This is a genomic window from Nocardioides baekrokdamisoli, from assembly GCF_003945325.1.
Taxonomy (GTDB): Bacteria; Actinomycetota; Actinomycetes; order Propionibacteriales; family Nocardioidaceae; genus Nocardioides; species Nocardioides baekrokdamisoli.
Genome location: NZ_AP019307.1, coordinates 710,486 through 725,597, shown reverse-complemented (window position 1 = coordinate 725,597; position 15,112 = coordinate 710,486). Strand labels below are relative to the sequence as shown.

The window sequence follows — 15,112 nt, the reverse complement described above, 5'->3', positions numbered from 1 at the left end:
CATGCTCGCAGTCATGGAACGGCCCACCGGCACCGTAGGCTGGGCTTCGATGACTGAGTTCGACACACTCGATGCCCTCACCTCTGGTGAGGACGCGTCGGCCCGTTTTGAGGCCGAGGCGCTGCCCTTCCTCGACCAGCTGTACGCGGCTGCCATGCGGATGACCCGCAACCCGGCGGACGCCGAGGACCTGGTCCAGGAGACGTTCGCCAAGGCGTACGCGAGCTTCCACCAGTTCAAGCCGGGGACGAACCTCAAGGCGTGGCTCTACAGGATCCTGACCAACACCTTCATCAACTCGTATCGCAAGAAGCAGCGTCAGCCGCAGCAGTCGATGGCCGAGGATGTCGAGGACTGGCAGATCGCCCGTGCGGAGTCGCACACCTCAAGCGGGTTGAAGTCCGCCGAGGTCCAGGCTCTGGAGCACCTGCCCGACTCCGAGGTCAAGGAAGCGCTGCAGAAGCTCCCCGAGGAGTTCCGCCTCGCCGTCTACCTGGCTGATGTGGAGGGCTTCCCGTACAAGGAGATCGCCGAGATCATGGGCACTCCGATCGGGACCGTGATGTCGCGCCTGCACCGAGGGCGCCGACAGTTGCGTGACCTCTTGACGGACTACGTCCGCAGCAATGATCTGTACGACCTGGACGAGGACCGCCATGAGCACTGATTCCACTGAGCCGACCCCGGCAGAATGCGTCGACTACCTCGAGCGGATCGTCGCGCTGATCGACAACGAGCTGCCCGGAGGTGACTGCGCAGCGGTCCGTGAACACCTCGATTCCTGCAGCCCGTGCCTGGCGTCCTACGACATCCAGGTGACGGTCAAGCGCGTCGTCGCGCGTTCGTGCAGTGAGGTGGCTCCCGGCGAGCTGCGCTCGAAGGTCATGCTCAAACTGCAGGAGATGCGGGTCCAGATTTCGGATTCCTGATCCTGTTTGGGAGACTGGCGGGTATCCGCGGCAGTTCCTGCGGAGATTGGCACCCAGGAGGACCCGATGGGCAAGACCGGCCGCAAGCGCCGCGCGCGCAAGAAGAAGGGTGCTAACCACGGTAAGCGCCCCAACGCCTGAGTACGACTGACGGAGCGTTTCCTTCGTCGTTCCGTGCTCGCGGGCCGTTAGGCCCGCTTGCGCGCGGACTCCTCGGACACGCACGCGTCATTCGCACTCAGGTCCCTAGAAGCCCTGCTCACGCAGGGCTTCTTGCTTTTCCCGAGCACTAGCATTCGGGGGTGCCATCCCTCAGCGAGCTCGCGCGCAGCCACACCGATCTGTCGGTGGACGACGTCGCCTGGCTCAAACTGCTGACCGCTGACTGGCAGATCGTTGCGGACCTGTCGTTCGCCGACCTCGTGCTCTGGCTGCCCGACCGGGACCGCAAGGGTTTCTGGGCCGGTGGTCAGATGCGCCCGACCACCGGGCCGACGGCGTACGTGGATGACGTGATCGGGACCTTCGTACCCAGCCAGCGTCGGCCGGTGCTCGACGAAGCCCTGGCGACGGGCACAGTCATCCGTGAGGGGGATCCGGAGTGGCGCGACGACGTGCCAGTGCGGGTCGAGGCGATTCCGGTACGGCACGGCGGGCGCGTGATCGCGGTCATCGCCAGGTCAACGAACCTGCACGGCGTTCGTACGCCGTCGCGGCTGGAATTGACCTACCTCGACATCGCTGCCGAACTCGTGCAGATGATCTCGCTCGGGCACTTCCCCGGCACAGCCGAGCTCAGCCACCACACGGAGTCGGTACGCGTCGGCGACGGGATGCTGCGCCTCGACGCCCAGGCGGTCGTGACGTACGCATCGCCCAACGCCCTGTCGGCATTCCGCAGGCTCGGTCTCGCTGGTGACCTGGCAGGCCTGCGCCTTCCCGATGTCGTGCGTGCCGTCGTACCTCCGCGGCTCCGCTCGGGCGAGGAGTCGTTGTCAGGTCTCATCACCGGTCGGCTGGATGGTGACACCGAGATCGGTACCGATCTGGTGACCGTCGTGCTCCGCACCATTCCGCTCCAGCCGGGAGCCGAGCGCACCGGTGCCCTCATCCTGCTCCGTGACGTGACCGAGGTCCGGCGCCGTGATCGCGAACTCGTCACCAAGGACGCGACCATCCGCGAGGTCCACCATCGGGTGAAGAACAACCTCCAGACGGTGGCGGCGCTGCTGCGACTGCAGGCACGGCGGATCCAGAACGGAGCCGCCAAGGAGGCCCTCGACGAGGCGGTACGCCGCGTCGGGTCCATCGCCGTGGTGCACGAGATCCTCAGCCGCCAGCCGGTCGAGGCGAATGTCGGCTTCGACGAGATCGCCGACCGACTCTCGAGCATGGTCAACGACGTCGGTGCGGTCCGGTCCAAGGTCGCCATCCAGCGGACTGGTTCATTCGGTGAGGTGCCGTCCGAGGTGGCCACGGCGCTGGCGATGGTGCTGACCGAGCTGCTGCAGAACGCGGTCGAGCATGGCTATCCCGGGGGAGCGGACGGCGCCATCATCGTGGATGTGTCTCGCCAGGGCGAGGCGATGGCAGTCCGGATCGCCGACGACGGGGTCGGATTCCCTGAAGGCTTCGATCCGACGTCGACGGACAGCCTCGGGCTGTCCATCGTCCAGACGCTGGTGGAGTCAGAACTCGGAGGATCGCTCGAACTCGGCAACGGCCGATCCGGAGGCGCCGAGGCGCGGATCGTGATCCCGATCGCGCCGCGAGGGCGTGACTAGGTCGGGATCAGACCGGGGTACGCAGGCGCGAGCGCGCGTTACGACGCTTCAGCGCGCGACGCTCGTCCTCGCTGAGGCCACCCCAGACACCGTGGTCCTGGCCGGCGTCGATCGCCCACTGCAGGCACTGCTCGCGTACGTCGCAGCGCCGGCACACCTGCTTTGCTTCCTCGATCTGGAGAATCGCCGGTCCGGTGTTCCCGATCGGGAAAAACAGTTCCGGGTCTTCGTCGAGGCAGGCCGAGCGGTCACGCCAATCCATCGGTGAGGTTGCCTCTTTCCTAGTTCTGGGTTCGAGCCACAGGGCTCTCCCGCGCTGAGGGCGTGACGAATCAACGCTATGCACGCGGGTGTGTAGCGTTTCAAGTATGTTGCGCGCGCACAAGGGCTTAACAGGGTGTGTTTCCTCACGTTCCGGTCTAGTCCACGTGGAGTTTCCGTGATTTCACCCCTTTCGTTGCGACTTGCCGCCGCTCTCGTCGCCCTCGAAGCCCTGCTCCTGCTCGTCGTGGCGGTGCGGGGCGTGATCGATCCGTCGAACGTCGGAGTCGCCGTCGGGCTGGGTGTGGTCTATCTCGTGTCGGCCGTCGGCCTGGCTCTCGCCGCCGTCGGCCTGTGGGAGCGCAGGAGTTGGGGACGGGCTCCGGTGGTGCTCGCACAGCTGGTCATCCTTGGGATGGCCTGGGACGTGCGCGACGACGCTGTGATCGCGTCGATCGGGGTAGTCCTCGGACTCGCCGTGCTCGTGTGCGTCCTTCACCCGGCGAGCACACGGGCGTTGTCCGGCGACTCGTGATCCGGAAGCCCCTGATCGGCAGTGAGCCGCCGGATGTCGCTCACCGTGGCCGACAGTGCTCGTGAGACCTGCGCCTGGCTGATGCCGTACAGCGCCGCGATCTGCCGCTGACTCTGCCGGTCAATCACCACCAGTTCGAGCAGCCGCCGCTGCCCCGGGCGTAGTGAGCCCAGTGCCTGAAGCGATCGATCCGGAGGCGGAACCGGCTGCGATGTCTCGGCGATCTCCTCGAGCCGAGCGGGCCATGCGCTCGCGTTCAGGGCCTCGATGACGGCGGCGGTGTCGATCCCCACGTGGGCGGCGATCTCGTCGGTGGTCGGAGGGCGGCCCAGTCTCGCCGTGAGTTCGCGTACTGCTCCTCGGCAACGCCCTGCGGATTCCCAGACCCGGCGGGGGAGCCGTACGAGTCGGCCGTGATCTCGCAGATGTCGTCTGATCTCGCCGGTCACCACGGGAGTCGCGTACGCGCCGAATGTGATCTCGCGGCCGGGCTCCCACCGACGGGCGGCCAGGACCAGTCCGAGCGCTCCGGCCTGTCGGAGATCCTCCAGGGGCTCTCCGCGCCCGATGTATCGACGGGCGATTGAGTCGACCAAGGGGAGGTGGCTGCGAATGAGTTCGTCGGTGTCCATGCAGCCATCGAACGTCTGGACGCCGACGGAACCCGGGACGCCGCGGGACGCCTGTGCACAACAAGAACGCCGACCCGACCTGTGGATGAAACGCGTCAGGCCCGCCACGCAGATGCGTGGCGGGCCCGACGAGGGGAAGCAAGACTTACGCAGCCTTCGTCTCCCAGAAGATCTTGGCGATCTCGTCGATCTTGGCGAGGAGCTGGTCGGCGATGTCGGCGTCCAGCGTGCCCTTGGTGCCGGCTGCACCGGCGAGCTTCGTGGCCTCGTTGAAGAGGGTGTGCAGCTGCGGGTACTTCTCGAAGTGCGGCGGCTTGAAGTAGTCCGTCCAGAGCACCCACAGGTGCTCCTTCACCAGGTTGGAGCGCTGCTCCTTGATCACGATGGCGCGGGTCCGGAAGTCCGGGTCCTGGCTGTCGAGTGCCTTGGCGATGACGGCCTTCACCGACTCGGCCTCAATGCGGGCCTGGGCGGGGTCGTACACGCCGCAGGGAAGGTCGCAGTGAGCCGAAACGGCAACGGTCGGGGCGAAGAGTCGGGCGAACATCAGGGTCCTCTCGATCGGGTCTGTCTGTGTGACACTACTCCGCATGTCTCAGACCTATTCGGGCGTCCCCCGTCGGGACGCACGATTCGGGTTTGCGATCGTTCACGGGCGCTCGATGGAGCCGACTCTGCGGGCAGGCGACCGGCTGCTGATCGCGTACCGAGGGCGCCCGCGCGTCGGCAATCTGGTCGTTGCGGCGTTCCCCGACGGCGTACGCGCTGTGAAGCGCATCACTGCGAAGCGTGAGACCGGCTGGTGGTTGTCCTCGGACAATGCGGACCACGGAGTCGACTCGCGGCACCGCGGCCCGCTCGAGGACGAGCGCATTCGGGCTGTCGTACGTGCTCGGGTGTGGCCCAGGCCGCGCTTGTTCACGGCGGGCTGAGGAGTCCCGAGGACTGGCAGATTGGTTCGGCTTGCGGAGCGCGTGAGACACTCAGCGACGGGGTTACCACCCCTCCTCCACGGTCTGGCAGGCGCCACCTTCGCCGCCGATCGCCCTCATGTCTTCCGCGTACGTCCCCTGGAGTTCCCATGTCTGACATCCCGTTCGCCGGCGATCCGGTCTTCGACCTGCACCTCGGCGGCAAGATGGCGATCGTCCCGACGGCCCCGGTCGCCAACCGGGATGACCTGTCCATGGCGTACACCCCTGGCGTTGCCCGGGTCTGCACTGCGATCGCTCAGGACCCCTCGCTGACCCAGCACTACACCTGGGTGCCGAACACGGTCGCGGTCGTCACGGACGGAACCGCGGTGCTCGGACTGGGTGACATCGGCCCCGCTGCGGCGATGCCGGTGATGGAGGGCAAGGCGATCCTGTTCAAGGCGTTCGGCAACGTCGACGGCATTCCGATCTGCCTCGACACCACCGACACCGACGAGATCATCGAGACCGTGATCCGGATGGCGCCGAGCTTCGGTGGCATCAACCTCGAGGACATCTCGGCCCCGCGCTGTTTCGAGATCGAGGACCGCCTGCGTGAGGCGCTCGACATTCCGGTCTTCCACGACGACCAGCACGGCACCGCGATCGTGACGCTGGCGGCGCTCAAGAACGCCCTCAAACTCACCGGCCGCAACCCGGAGGACACCCGCGTGGTGATCTCGGGTGCGGGTGCTGCCGGTGTGGCGGTCACCAAGATCCTGCTCAACGCAGGCATCACCGACATCGTCGTGCTCGACCGCGCTGGCATCGTCCACTCCGGCCGTGAGCACCTCACCGAGTCGAAGGCCGACCTGGCAGCCATCACGGCTGACATCAGCGGTCGCACCGGTGGCTATGGCGAGGCACTCGACGGCGCCGACGTCTTCATCGGGCTCTCCGGCGGCACCGTCCCGGACGAGTTCGTGGCCACCATGGCGGAGGACGCCATCATCTTCGCGATGGCGAACCCGAACCCGGAGATCCACCCGGACGTGGCCCACAAGTACGCCCGTGTCGTGGCGACCGGTCGTTCGGACTTCCCGAACCAGATCAACAACGTGCTCGCGTTCCCGGGCGTCTTCCGGGGTGCGTTCGACGCGAAGGCCCGCAAGATCACCGAGGGCATGAAGCTCGCTGCCGCGAACGCGCTGGCCGAGCTCGTCGGTGACGATCTGGCCGAGGAATACATCATCCCGGCACCGTTCGACCCCCGCGTCGGCCCCGCTGTGGCCGCTGCCGTGGCGGCCCAAGCGAAGCTCGAAGGCGTCACTCGTTAGGTTGAAGCCATGTTTGCTGTGTACGCCAACGGCGCCTCGGCCGAAGATCCACTGAGCCAGTTGGTCCTGGGCGAGCGTCCCGAGCCGGTCGTGCCAGACGGCTGGACCACGGTCACTGTGAAGGCCGCGAGTCTCAATCACCACGACCTCTGGTCGCTCAAGGGTGTCGGGCTCAAGGCCGAGCGGCTCCCGATGATCCTGGGCTGCGACGCCGCGGGCCTCGACGAGGATGGCAGCGAGGTCGTGGTCCACGCTGTCATCTCCTCGCCCGACTGGGCCGGCGACGAGACCCTCGACCCGAAGCGCTCGCTGCTCTCGGAACTCCACCAGGGCACGTTCGCCGAACGGGTGGCGGTGCCGCGCTCGAACGTGATCGCCAAGCCCGCGTCGCTGTCGTTCGCTGAGGCTGCCTGCCTCCCGACGGCCTGGCTGACTGCGTACCGGATGTTGTTCACCCAAGGCGGTCTGAAGGCCGGCGATTCCGTACTCGTCCAGGGCGCCGGTGGCGGTGTCGCAACCGCCTGCATCGTCCTCGCACGTGCCGCAGGCCTCAAGGTGTACGCGACCTCGCGCGATGAGGCCAAGCGCGTACGCGCGATCGAGATCGGCGCTCACGAAGTGTTCGGGTCGAACGAGAAACTCCCGTTCAAGGTCGACGCGGTGATGGAGACGATCGGCCGAGCCACCTGGGAGCACTCGATCCGCTCGTTGCGTCCGGGCGGCACGTTGGTCACGTCGGGCAACACCTCGGGTCCGAACCTCGACAATGCGATGTTGCCGCACATCTTCTTCCTGCAGCTGAGGGTGATCGGATCGACGATGGGCACGCGAAGCGAGCTCGCGTCGCTGGTCCAGATGCTCGATGCGACCGGCCAGCGTCCGCTGATCGACCGCCAGATCGCCATGGAGGACGCGCGGCAGGGCTTCGAGGCGATCCGCGACGGCGACGTCTTCGGGAAGATCGTGCTGACGAGGTGAAGGTCCTGCTCACCGGAGCCACGTCGGGCATCGGGCAGGAGGTCGCGCGGATCCTGCGTGAGCGCGGGGACGAGCTGTGGGTGGTCGTACGCGATGCGTCCAGGGCCGATCCCCGGGACCACGCGATCGTGGCCGATCTTGCCGAACCGCTCTCGCTGACGGTCGCCGACCTGCCCGAGGAGATCGACGCGGTGGTGCACTCGGCGGGAACCATCACTCTCGGCGCCATTGCGGATTCAGCGCAAGAGGACTGGGAGAGCCAGTTCAGGATCAACCTGCTGGCTCCTGCGATGCTCACCCGGATCGCGCTGCCCGCGCTTCGTCGCGCTCAGGGCACTGTGGTCTTCGTGAACTCCGGCGCCGGCCTGAGGGTGTCGGCCGGTTGGAGTGCGTACGCGGCGTCGAAGCACGGTCTGCGCGCGTTGGCCGACGGCCTGCGCGAGGAGGAGAAGTCGCTGCGCGTGACGTCGATCTTCCCGGGGCGTACGGCCACGCCGATGCAGGAGTCGGTCCATGCGCAGGAGGGCTCCGCGTACGACGCCGAGCGCTGGATCCGGCCCGAGACCGTCGCCCGGAAGGTCGTGGAGATCATTGATCTTCCGAACGACGCGCTGATCCCCGAGGTCGTGATCAGGCCCCGCTGAGCCGATTCCGGATATTGATTCGGAATTGTCGGTGGTCCCTTCTAGGTTGATTCCAGAGCCACCCGTGTCGTATTCGCCGGTTCCCGTTCGTGGAGTAGGTGAACGACCGTACGGCCGTCACGAACTTTGAAGGAGATCCATGAGCGCGCTGTCTGACACCGACGAGCAGTACGTTGCGGCGCCCGTCGCTGAGTCGACCGGGCGGACGCCGCTGGTCGTGAAGTTGTTGGTTGCCTCGACCTTCGTGGTGATCCTCAACGAGACCACGATGGTCAACGCGATGCCTCGCCTGATGTCTGACTTCAGGATCGACGAACGCACCAGCCAGTGGATCACCACGGTGTTCATGCTGACGATGGCCTCGGTCATCCCGCTCACCGGCTGGTTCCTGCAACGTGTCTCGACGCGGACGGCGTATGCGGTGGCGATGACGACGTTCTGCGCCGGCACCCTGATCGGCGCGCTGGCACCGTCGTTCGAGGTCCTGTTGGTGGCCCGCGGCGTGCAGGCCTGCGGCACGGCGGTGATGATGCCTCTGCTGATGACCACCCTGATGACCGTGGTGCCGATGGCCGACCGCGGCCGGGTGATGGGGAATGTCACCATGGCTATCTCGGTGGCTCCGGCGCTGGGGCCGACGGTCTCGGGTCTGTTGCTCGAGGTGGGTTCATGGCGGCTGATCTTCGCTGTCGTGCTTCCGCTCGCCGCGCTCATGGGGATCGCCGGCTTCCGCAAGATCCCGAACATCGGGGAGCCGCAGGCGTCTGCGGTGAGTTGGCTGAGCGTGCTCCTGGCGAGCGGTGGTTTCGCGAGCCTGGTGTTTGGCCTGAGCAAGTTCGGCGCCGGCGGCTGGGTGACGCCGGTGGCGTTCGCCACGACCGGTGCGCTCCTCGTGGCGTCCTTCGTTGCGTATCAACTGCGGCTCCAGCGCGTGGGCACGCCGCTGCTCGACCTGCGAACCCTGAGGATTCGGACGTTCGCGGTGGCGATCGTGCTGATGTCTGCCGCGTTCATGGCGTTCTTCGGCGCGATGGTGTTGCTGCCGCTCTACCTGCAGAACTACCGCCACCTCAGCACCCTGTGGACCGGACTTCTGGTCATGCCCGGTGGCCTCGCGATGGGGCTCCTCGGCCCACAGGTCGGGAAGGTCTACGACAAGCATGGCTCTCGTCTGTTGGTGATCCCGGGAGCCGCCATCCTCGTGCTCGGTCTGGGCCTGTTGAGCCAGATCCAGCTGGACACGCCCTATTGGGAGATCCTCGTGCTCCATGTCTCGCTGATGTCCGGCTTGGCGATGGTGTTCACGCCGGTGTTCACCATGGGACTCGGTTCGCTGCCGCAGCACCTGTACTCGCACGGAAGTTCACTGCTGGGCACCTCCCAGCAGGTCGCCGGCGCGGCAGGGATGGCGCTGCTGGTCGCGATCCTCAAGGGCCGGTCGACGTCGTTGGCCAACGGTGGCGCATCGCCGGCGCACGCCTTTGTCGGCGGGCTTCAGTGGGCCTTGATGGCGGGCACCGTGTTCGGCCTGGTCGTCCTGGGGATGGCTGTGCTGCTTCCGACTCGGGTGGATGCCCCTGAAGGCGGCTCCGGGCACTAGGAGACGTGGTCAGTCCCGTTCGCCGGAGCGCCAACTGAAGGCGCCGATCAGCACCATCCGCAGTTGTGTCCGGGCCTGATCGGCGATCCGCGCGGCCTGCTCGGGACGGGCGGTGGCCATCGACTGCGCGGTGCCGACCATGGCCGACACGATCAGGGCCGAGAGTGCATGCAGGTCCGAGGTCGACCATTCGCGGGTGGCCGGGACTCGAGCCAGATCGGTGGCGAGATCGCCCTCGGCCCGTTCGATCTCGAGCCGGATCGCGTCGCGGACCGGAGCCGGGCCGGCCACCAGTTCGCGGGCGATGAAGACGTAGTGCGCCCGCTGACGTGAGACGTGGTCGGCGAGGATCTCCACCGAGGCGTCCGCGATGCCGATGAAGGTCGCGCCGGCCTCAGGCCGCCGGACATCCCGCAACATCGCACGGAGCAGCGCGAACGATTCATCGACCAGTGCGAGCCCCAGGTCGTCGACCGACGCGAAATGGCGATAGAAGGCGGTCGGGACGATGCCGACCTCCTTGGCGACCTGTCGCAACGACAGGGCGACCAGGCTGGAATCAGCGGTCAGCGTGAGGGCGGCGTCCAAGATCGCCTGGCGAGTCCGCGCCTTCTGGTCAGCGCGTGAGGCGGTCTCGGTCACGACGCCATCGTAGAGGACGACCTCGTCGACCCACGATCAGACGATCTCTCATTGAGTGAACGCATGTGCACCGTGTCTGGGATCACGTCGTCACGTCCTTGACCGTGCAGGGCATCCCCGGAGATAGTTCTAGTGAACAAACGTTCACTGAAACTTGTTGTCCAGACACTGCGAAGGGAGGTCCCCATGGCTGTCGCACTCGGCACCCGCATCCTGCGCTCGAACGCAGTGGCTGCGCTCACCACGCCCCATGGCGTCGACCGTTATCTCAAGCACATCAACCCGATGTGGGCCGCCCACGAGGTCCGCGCCCGCATCGTCGACATCCACCACGAGGTCGACCTCCCGGGCGAGCCGCGCGTGGCCACCGTGACGTTGCAGCCGACCTCGACCTGGGCCGGCCACCGCGCCGGCCAGCACGTCAGCGTCGGCGTCGAGGTCGATGGCACTCGGCGTACGACCCGCGTCTTCTCGGTCTCCAGCGCTGACTCGAAGCCGGGGGAGCGGTTCACCATCACGGTGCGCGCCAACCCGGACCGGGTGCCGAGCGTCTCCAGCTTCCTGGCGTACGAGGCCAAGCCGGGGCAGATGGTGCATCTCTCCCAGGCCGAGGGTGACTTCGTCCTTCCCGACCGGGTGCCCGAGCGCATCGTGCTGATCTCCGGTGGCTCCGGGATCACCCCGCTGATGTCGATGCTGCGCTCGCTCCAGCGGCGTACGCACCGCGGTCAGGTCACCTTCCTGCACTACGCCCGCAGCGAGGACCACCAGATCTTCCGCGAGGAGCTCGCGGGGATCGCCGGCAACGGCGTCGACATCCACCTGCTGCACCCCGAGGCGGGCGACCCCAACCTGTCCCCGGCGTACCTCACCAAACTGCTGGGCGAGTACTCCGAGATCCCGACCTGGGCCTGTGGTCCGGCTCCGCTGATGGAGGCGGTCAAGGCCGCGTACGCGGACAGCGAGGCGCTCAGCACCGAGTACTTCCAGCCCCCGAAGTCGACCGGCGTCGCCGGCGGCCAGATCTCGTACGCCCGCACCGGGACCGAGTCGGCCAATTCCGGTGAGACCGTGCTCGAGCAGGCCGAGGCCGCCGGCCTCACGCCCGAGTTCGGCTGCCGCATGGGTATCTGCTTCTCCTGCACCGCCACGAAGAAGTCCGGCCTGGTCCGCAACGTGCTGACCGGCGAGACCTCTGAACTCCCCGACGAAGACATCCGAATCTGCGTGAGCGCCCCCGAGGGCGACTGCGTCATCGATCTCTAAGGACACTGTGATGACCACGACTGTGATGAACAAGATTGCGCTGAAGAACCCGTTCAAGTTCCGCGAGGACGAGGCTGTCCCGACCCTGACGCCCGAGCAGATGGACGCCTTCGGCGTCGAGCTCGACGCGATCCGCGCCCGGGTCATCGCCGACCTCGGCGAGGTCGACCGTGAGTACCTCTACAAGATCGTCAGGATCCAGCGTCGCTGCGAGATCGCCGGCCGGGCGCTGTTCTACCTGCCGGTCATCGGCTGGTTGCCGGCCGTGGCTGCGCTCTCGGTGAGCAAGATCCTCGACAACATGGAGATCGGTCACAACGTCATGCACGGTCAGTACGACTGGCTCGGCGACCCGGACTACAACTCGCGCGTGTTCGACTGGGACACCATGGCTCCGGCCGAGAACTGGAAGTACGGCCACAACTACATGCACCACACGTACACCAACATCGTCGGCAAGGACCGCGACGTCGGGTACGGCATCCTGCGCATGGCCGAGGACCAGCCGTGGCGCCCGTACTACCTCGGCAACGCGGCGTACGCCTTCGGGTTGATGATGCTCTTCGAATGGGGCGTCGGCGTCCATGATCTCGAGGTCGACGAACTCGTCGCCGGTCGCCGTACCTGGGCCGAGAACCGCGACATCGGTGCCCGGATCTGGAAGAAGGTCAAGAAGCAGGTCACCAAGGACTACATCATGTGGCCCCTGCTGACCGGCCCGCTGTTCCCGCTCACCTTCGCCGGCAACTTCACCGCCAACATCGTGCGCAACATCTGGACCTTCAACATCATCTTCTGCGGCCACTTCCCGGCCGGTGCCCAGACGTTCACGATCGAGGAGTGCGAGAACGAGACCCGGGGCCACTGGTACTACCGCCAGCTGCTCGGCTCGGCGAACATCTCCGGCAGCAAGTTGATGCATGTGATGAGCGGCAACCTGTCGCACCAGATCGAGCACCACCTGTTCCCGGACCTGCCGGCCCGTCGCTACCCGGAGATCGCTGCCGAGATCCGTGAGATCTGCGAGCGGTACGACCTGCCGTACAACAGCGGTCCGCTGCACCGTCAGCTCGGGTCGGTGTTCGCCAAGATCGTGCGACTGTCGTTCCCGACGCCGCGCCGCAAGGTCACCGCTGTGACCGAGGTGACCGCTGCGCCGATGGCGGCCTGAGCGCCGCTGAGGGAGAATCGTCGACGTGAGCGAAACGCGACTGTCGAAGAGTGAGATCCGCAAGGACACCGTCCAGGGCGCCGTCGAGGTGGCTGCGGACACCGTCCAGGACGTGTCGAAGATCCTGACGAACGCCGTCAAGGACGTCGCTGGTGCGATCGGCAACCTCGCCACGGAACTGTTCGAGTTGCGTGACCAGGCCAGGATCGCGGCCGAGGACCGTCGGGCCGAGGACGAGCCGGTCGACGAGGACTGAATCTGACGGCGATGGGCCCGCAGGCAACTCCTGCGGGCCCATCGTCATGTCCGGGCCGACTGACCCCTCGCGGCCGGGAGATCTGAGCACTAGCGTGTGATCAGGTCGCTCATACGGAGGTGTTTCATGTCCGGATTCAGCATGCGCAGCGCGGTCGCCGGTGGTGTCTTCGCCACTGCCCTCGTCCTCGGTACGTCGGCCCTCGCGGGCACCGGCGTCGGCGGGATCTTCAACCTTGGCAGAGCCAACTCGGTCAATGCCTCCACCTCGCTCATCGGCTCGACATCGTCCTCGCAACTGGCCGTCCGCAACAACGGATCGGGACCGGCGCTGACGCTCATCGTCCCGTCCGGCCATGCGCCGATGGCGATCAGTGCCGGCGCGGGGAAGGTCGCCAACCTCAATGCCGACAAGCTCAACGGGATCAGTTCGTCGGGCTTCCAGCGCTCCTGTCAATCAGGCGGGGTGTTGGCGGAGGCCGCTGTCTCCGGCTTCAGTGCCTCCACCACGGACTTCGACACCGCAGGTGTCTTCGGTGGGTGGGTGTGCAACTCAGCGACGTACGGGTCGACGGTCCTGGTCAAGAAGACCGGCCCCGGTGCGTACGAGGTCGTCTTCGGCAACAAGCCCAATGCCAACAAGATGGGGTTGACCCTGGGATTCCCGATCGTCTCCTCGACCCTCTCCTCGATCACGGTCTCGATCGGTGGGGCGTTCAACTGTCAGGACGCGTCGCCGACGACACCCGAGATCGACTGCATCATCGTGCACACCTCGAGCACGACCACCGGGAATGCGGCGGACGGCAGTTTCAACATCGCCCTGATGTGAGGACGCGGTCCTCGCGGCTCAGGTGAACGGAAGTGTCCGGCCGAGGATGTGCTCGGCGGCGCGATGGCCGGACCGGTACGCGGCGGTGACCGTCGCCGGGTCCTCGGACCACGTCGCCTCTCCCGCGAGATGCAGCACTCCGCCGATCGGGGTGGCCAGCAGGTCGTGATCCTCGCACCGGGAGCCGACGGTCATGTACGCGTAGGAGCCGCGGGCGTACGGATCGTCCTGCCAGTGCGTCACCTGGACCTTCGTCGGCGCGGGCGCATCGGGATGGGTCTCGTGGAGGGTGGTCATCACCGAGCCCGCGACCCGGGCGTCATCCCAGCCGCGGATCGCCCGAGCCGCGGGGCCGGCGGCGAATGTCAGGAGCGTCGGGCTGCCGTCCCGAGAGGTGACGTCGTACCAGGAGTGCCACCAGGCTCCGGACTCGCCTTGGCGCCGGAACGCGTACAGACCCTCGTCCCAGAAGCGCTCGGGGAAGGTGAGGAACACCTTCTCGAACGCGTTCATCCGCAGTCCGACAAGTGCCGCGGACGCGGTGGCGGGCAATGGAGGGACGAAGGTCAGGTCCCCTGACTGGAGCACCCCGACCGGAACCGTGACGACGGCTCGGGTTGCCACCAAGGTCTCGTCTGCGGTGACGCGTACGCCCTCGGCTGCCCAGGCGACTTCAGTGACCACCGTGCCGAGCCGGATGTCCAGCCCGCTGGCGAGCGCGGTCGCCACGGCGTCGTACCCGTCTGGGAAGACGACCTCGTCCCCGTCGACCTGGTCGTCGTCCAGACCGTGGGCGTCAAGGTCGCCGATCCAGACTCCGTACTGTTCCTCGGTCCGGTGCCGGAGAAATTCACGGACTCGCTCCCGGCGGTCCTCGTCCCACTGCATGCGGGCCAGGCTTCGTTCGACGACGTCCTCGTACGACGTTGACGGCGCTGAGGCCGCGATCTCGATCGCCAGCTGTGCATCCACAGTGCGTACGTCCTGCACGAAAGCGGCGCAGGCCGCGTTGCTCAGCCGCTGTCCGTTCGGATCGAAGTAGGCGATCGGTCGACCATCCGGCTGAAAACTCCCGACGGTGAACTCCCTGGTCGCCAGGCCAAACGACTCGACGAGGTCGAACAGCGGGTTGTCGGCGATCCCGTGAATCCAGGATGCACCCAGGTCCGTGGCGAGGCCGTCGGTGCACAGCGTGTGCAGGCGTCCGCCGATCCGGTCCCGAGCCTCGAGGACGACCACCCGCTGACCTGCACGTTGCAACTGGCGCGCGGCGGTCAGACCGGCGATCCCGGCGCCGATCACGATCGTGTCGATCCCGTCCAATGTCGCCTC

Annotated in this window: 19 protein-coding genes; 14 read left to right on the top strand and 5 right to left on the bottom strand. The window is 66.7% G+C overall.

Annotation, left to right across the window (positions count from 1 at the left end):
• Nucleotides 1-49 precede the first annotated feature (49 nt).
• The 4 genes from KCTC_RS03435 (at nt 50) to KCTC_RS03425 (ending at nt 2,713) form a co-directional block, all read left to right on the top strand.
• Nucleotides 50-667 carry a sigma-70 family RNA polymerase sigma factor gene (locus KCTC_RS03435; protein WP_174233027.1) on the top strand — a complete coding sequence of 206 codons (618 nt, stop codon included), beginning with the start codon at nt 50-52 and terminating at the stop codon, nt 665-667.
• Nucleotides 657-929, top strand: coding sequence for a mycothiol system anti-sigma-R factor (gene rsrA, locus KCTC_RS03430; protein ID WP_125566779.1), 273 nt, complete (start codon nt 657-659; stop codon nt 927-929). The genes KCTC_RS03435 and rsrA overlap by 11 nt, the downstream gene beginning before the upstream one ends.
• Before the next feature lie 66 nt (nt 930-995).
• The gene (locus KCTC_RS15235; RefSeq protein ID WP_369759046.1) at nt 996-1,070 is read left to right on the top strand and encodes a 50S ribosomal protein bL37; all 75 of its coding nucleotides are present in this window, start codon (nt 996-998) and stop codon (nt 1,068-1,070) included.
• Between the two features lie 161 nt (nt 1,071-1,231).
• On the top strand, nt 1,232-2,713 hold the full coding sequence (locus KCTC_RS03425) for a sensor histidine kinase (RefSeq protein WP_125566778.1): 1,482 nt from the start codon (nt 1,232-1,234) through the stop codon (nt 2,711-2,713).
• Between the two features lie 7 nt (nt 2,714-2,720).
• On the opposite strand, the gene KCTC_RS03420 is transcribed toward KCTC_RS03425, so the two are convergent.
• A complete protein-coding gene (locus KCTC_RS03420) occupies nt 2,721-2,975 on the bottom strand; it encodes a WhiB family transcriptional regulator (protein WP_125566777.1) in 255 nt (84 codons plus the stop codon).
• Between the two features lie 177 nt (nt 2,976-3,152).
• On the opposite strand from KCTC_RS03420, the gene KCTC_RS03415 reads away from it, so the two are divergent.
• Nucleotides 3,153-3,509 carry a hypothetical protein gene (locus KCTC_RS03415; protein WP_125566776.1) on the top strand — a complete coding sequence of 119 codons (357 nt, stop codon included), beginning with the start codon at nt 3,153-3,155 and terminating at the stop codon, nt 3,507-3,509.
• On the opposite strand, the gene KCTC_RS03410 is transcribed toward KCTC_RS03415, so the two are convergent.
• Nucleotides 3,470-4,141, bottom strand: coding sequence for a sigma-70 family RNA polymerase sigma factor (locus tag KCTC_RS03410; protein ID WP_125566775.1), 672 nt, complete (start codon nt 4,139-4,141; stop codon nt 3,470-3,472). The two genes, KCTC_RS03415 and KCTC_RS03410, sit on opposite strands and share 40 nt — an antisense overlap.
• A gap of 145 nt (nt 4,142-4,286) precedes the next feature.
• The gene (gene sodN / locus KCTC_RS03405) at nt 4,287-4,688 is read right to left on the bottom strand and encodes a superoxide dismutase, Ni (RefSeq protein WP_125566773.1); all 402 of its coding nucleotides are present in this window, start codon (nt 4,686-4,688) and stop codon (nt 4,287-4,289) included.
• Between the two features lie 43 nt (nt 4,689-4,731).
• Between sodN and KCTC_RS03400 the strand changes: the two genes are divergently transcribed.
• From KCTC_RS03400 to KCTC_RS03380, 5 genes are all read left to right on the top strand, one after another.
• Nucleotides 4,732-5,073 (top strand): S24/S26 family peptidase, encoded by a 342-nt coding sequence (locus tag KCTC_RS03400; RefSeq protein ID WP_125566771.1) that lies wholly within the window; start codon nt 4,732-4,734, stop codon nt 5,071-5,073.
• Nucleotides 5,074-5,222: 149 nt separating this feature from the next.
• The gene (locus KCTC_RS03395; RefSeq protein ID WP_125566769.1) at nt 5,223-6,392 is read left to right on the top strand and encodes an NAD(P)-dependent malic enzyme; all 1,170 of its coding nucleotides are present in this window, start codon (nt 5,223-5,225) and stop codon (nt 6,390-6,392) included.
• 9 nt (nt 6,393-6,401) lie between these two features.
• Nucleotides 6,402-7,370, top strand: coding sequence for a zinc-binding dehydrogenase (locus KCTC_RS03390; RefSeq protein ID WP_125566767.1), 969 nt, complete (start codon nt 6,402-6,404; stop codon nt 7,368-7,370).
• Nucleotides 7,367-8,014: an SDR family oxidoreductase gene (locus tag KCTC_RS03385; RefSeq protein WP_125566765.1), complete on the top strand. Its 648-nt coding sequence runs from the start codon at nt 7,367-7,369 to the stop codon at nt 8,012-8,014. Before KCTC_RS03390 ends, KCTC_RS03385 begins: the two co-directional genes overlap by 4 nt.
• Nucleotides 8,015-8,153: 139 nt before the next feature.
• Nucleotides 8,154-9,614 carry an MDR family MFS transporter gene (locus KCTC_RS03380; RefSeq protein WP_125566763.1) on the top strand — a complete coding sequence of 487 codons (1,461 nt, stop codon included), beginning with the start codon at nt 8,154-8,156 and terminating at the stop codon, nt 9,612-9,614.
• A gap of 9 nt (nt 9,615-9,623) precedes the next feature.
• Here KCTC_RS03380 and KCTC_RS03375 read toward each other — a convergent pair whose 3' ends face one another.
• Nucleotides 9,624-10,256 (bottom strand): TetR family transcriptional regulator, encoded by a 633-nt coding sequence (locus KCTC_RS03375; protein WP_125566761.1) that lies wholly within the window; start codon nt 10,254-10,256, stop codon nt 9,624-9,626.
• Between the two features lie 186 nt (nt 10,257-10,442).
• On the opposite strand from KCTC_RS03375, the gene KCTC_RS03370 reads away from it, so the two are divergent.
• The 4 genes from KCTC_RS03370 to KCTC_RS03355 all read left to right on the top strand — a co-directional run bounded on the left by KCTC_RS03370 (nt 10,443) and on the right by KCTC_RS03355 (nt 13,780).
• A complete protein-coding gene (locus KCTC_RS03370) occupies nt 10,443-11,522 on the top strand; it encodes a ferredoxin reductase (protein ID WP_125566759.1) in 1,080 nt (359 codons plus the stop codon).
• A gap of 10 nt (nt 11,523-11,532) precedes the next feature.
• On the top strand, nt 11,533-12,693 hold the full coding sequence (locus KCTC_RS03365) for a fatty acid desaturase family protein (protein WP_125566757.1): 1,161 nt from the start codon (nt 11,533-11,535) through the stop codon (nt 12,691-12,693).
• 25 nt (nt 12,694-12,718) lie between these two features.
• Nucleotides 12,719-12,949, top strand: coding sequence for a hypothetical protein (locus KCTC_RS03360; protein WP_125566755.1), 231 nt, complete (start codon nt 12,719-12,721; stop codon nt 12,947-12,949).
• Between the two features lie 126 nt (nt 12,950-13,075).
• On the top strand, nt 13,076-13,780 hold the full coding sequence (locus KCTC_RS03355; protein WP_125566753.1) for a hypothetical protein: 705 nt from the start codon (nt 13,076-13,078) through the stop codon (nt 13,778-13,780).
• Nucleotides 13,781-13,798: 18 nt separating this feature from the next.
• On the opposite strand, the gene KCTC_RS03350 is transcribed toward KCTC_RS03355, so the two are convergent.
• The gene (locus tag KCTC_RS03350) at nt 13,799-15,103 is read right to left on the bottom strand and encodes a flavin monoamine oxidase family protein (RefSeq protein ID WP_125566751.1); all 1,305 of its coding nucleotides are present in this window, start codon (nt 15,101-15,103) and stop codon (nt 13,799-13,801) included.
• Nucleotides 15,104-15,112: the final 9 nt, after the last annotated feature.

Coding starts and splice junctions, on each gene's coding strand:
- rsrA (WP_125566779.1), top strand. CDS start 657: ATGAGCACTGATTCCACTGAGCCGACCCCGGCAGAATGCGTCGACTAC.
- KCTC_RS03355 (WP_125566753.1), top strand. CDS start 13,076: ATGTCCGGATTCAGCATGCGCAGCGCGGTCGCCGGTGGTGTCTTCGCC.
- KCTC_RS03365 (WP_125566757.1), top strand. CDS start 11,533: ATGACCACGACTGTGATGAACAAGATTGCGCTGAAGAACCCGTTCAAG.
- KCTC_RS03380 (WP_125566763.1), top strand. CDS start 8,154: ATGAGCGCGCTGTCTGACACCGACGAGCAGTACGTTGCGGCGCCCGTC.
- KCTC_RS03400 (WP_125566771.1), top strand. CDS start 4,732: ATGTCTCAGACCTATTCGGGCGTCCCCCGTCGGGACGCACGATTCGGG.
- KCTC_RS03395 (WP_125566769.1), top strand. CDS start 5,223: ATGTCTGACATCCCGTTCGCCGGCGATCCGGTCTTCGACCTGCACCTC.
- KCTC_RS03435 (WP_174233027.1), top strand. CDS start 50: ATGACTGAGTTCGACACACTCGATGCCCTCACCTCTGGTGAGGACGCG.
- KCTC_RS03390 (WP_125566767.1), top strand. CDS start 6,402: ATGTTTGCTGTGTACGCCAACGGCGCCTCGGCCGAAGATCCACTGAGC.
- KCTC_RS03410 (WP_125566775.1), bottom strand. CDS start 4,141: ATGGACACCGACGAACTCATTCGCAGCCACCTCCCCTTGGTCGACTCA.
- KCTC_RS03370 (WP_125566759.1), top strand. CDS start 10,443: ATGGCTGTCGCACTCGGCACCCGCATCCTGCGCTCGAACGCAGTGGCT.
- sodN (WP_125566773.1), bottom strand. CDS start 4,688: ATGTTCGCCCGACTCTTCGCCCCGACCGTTGCCGTTTCGGCTCACTGC.
- KCTC_RS03420 (WP_125566777.1), bottom strand. CDS start 2,975: ATGGATTGGCGTGACCGCTCGGCCTGCCTCGACGAAGACCCGGAACTG.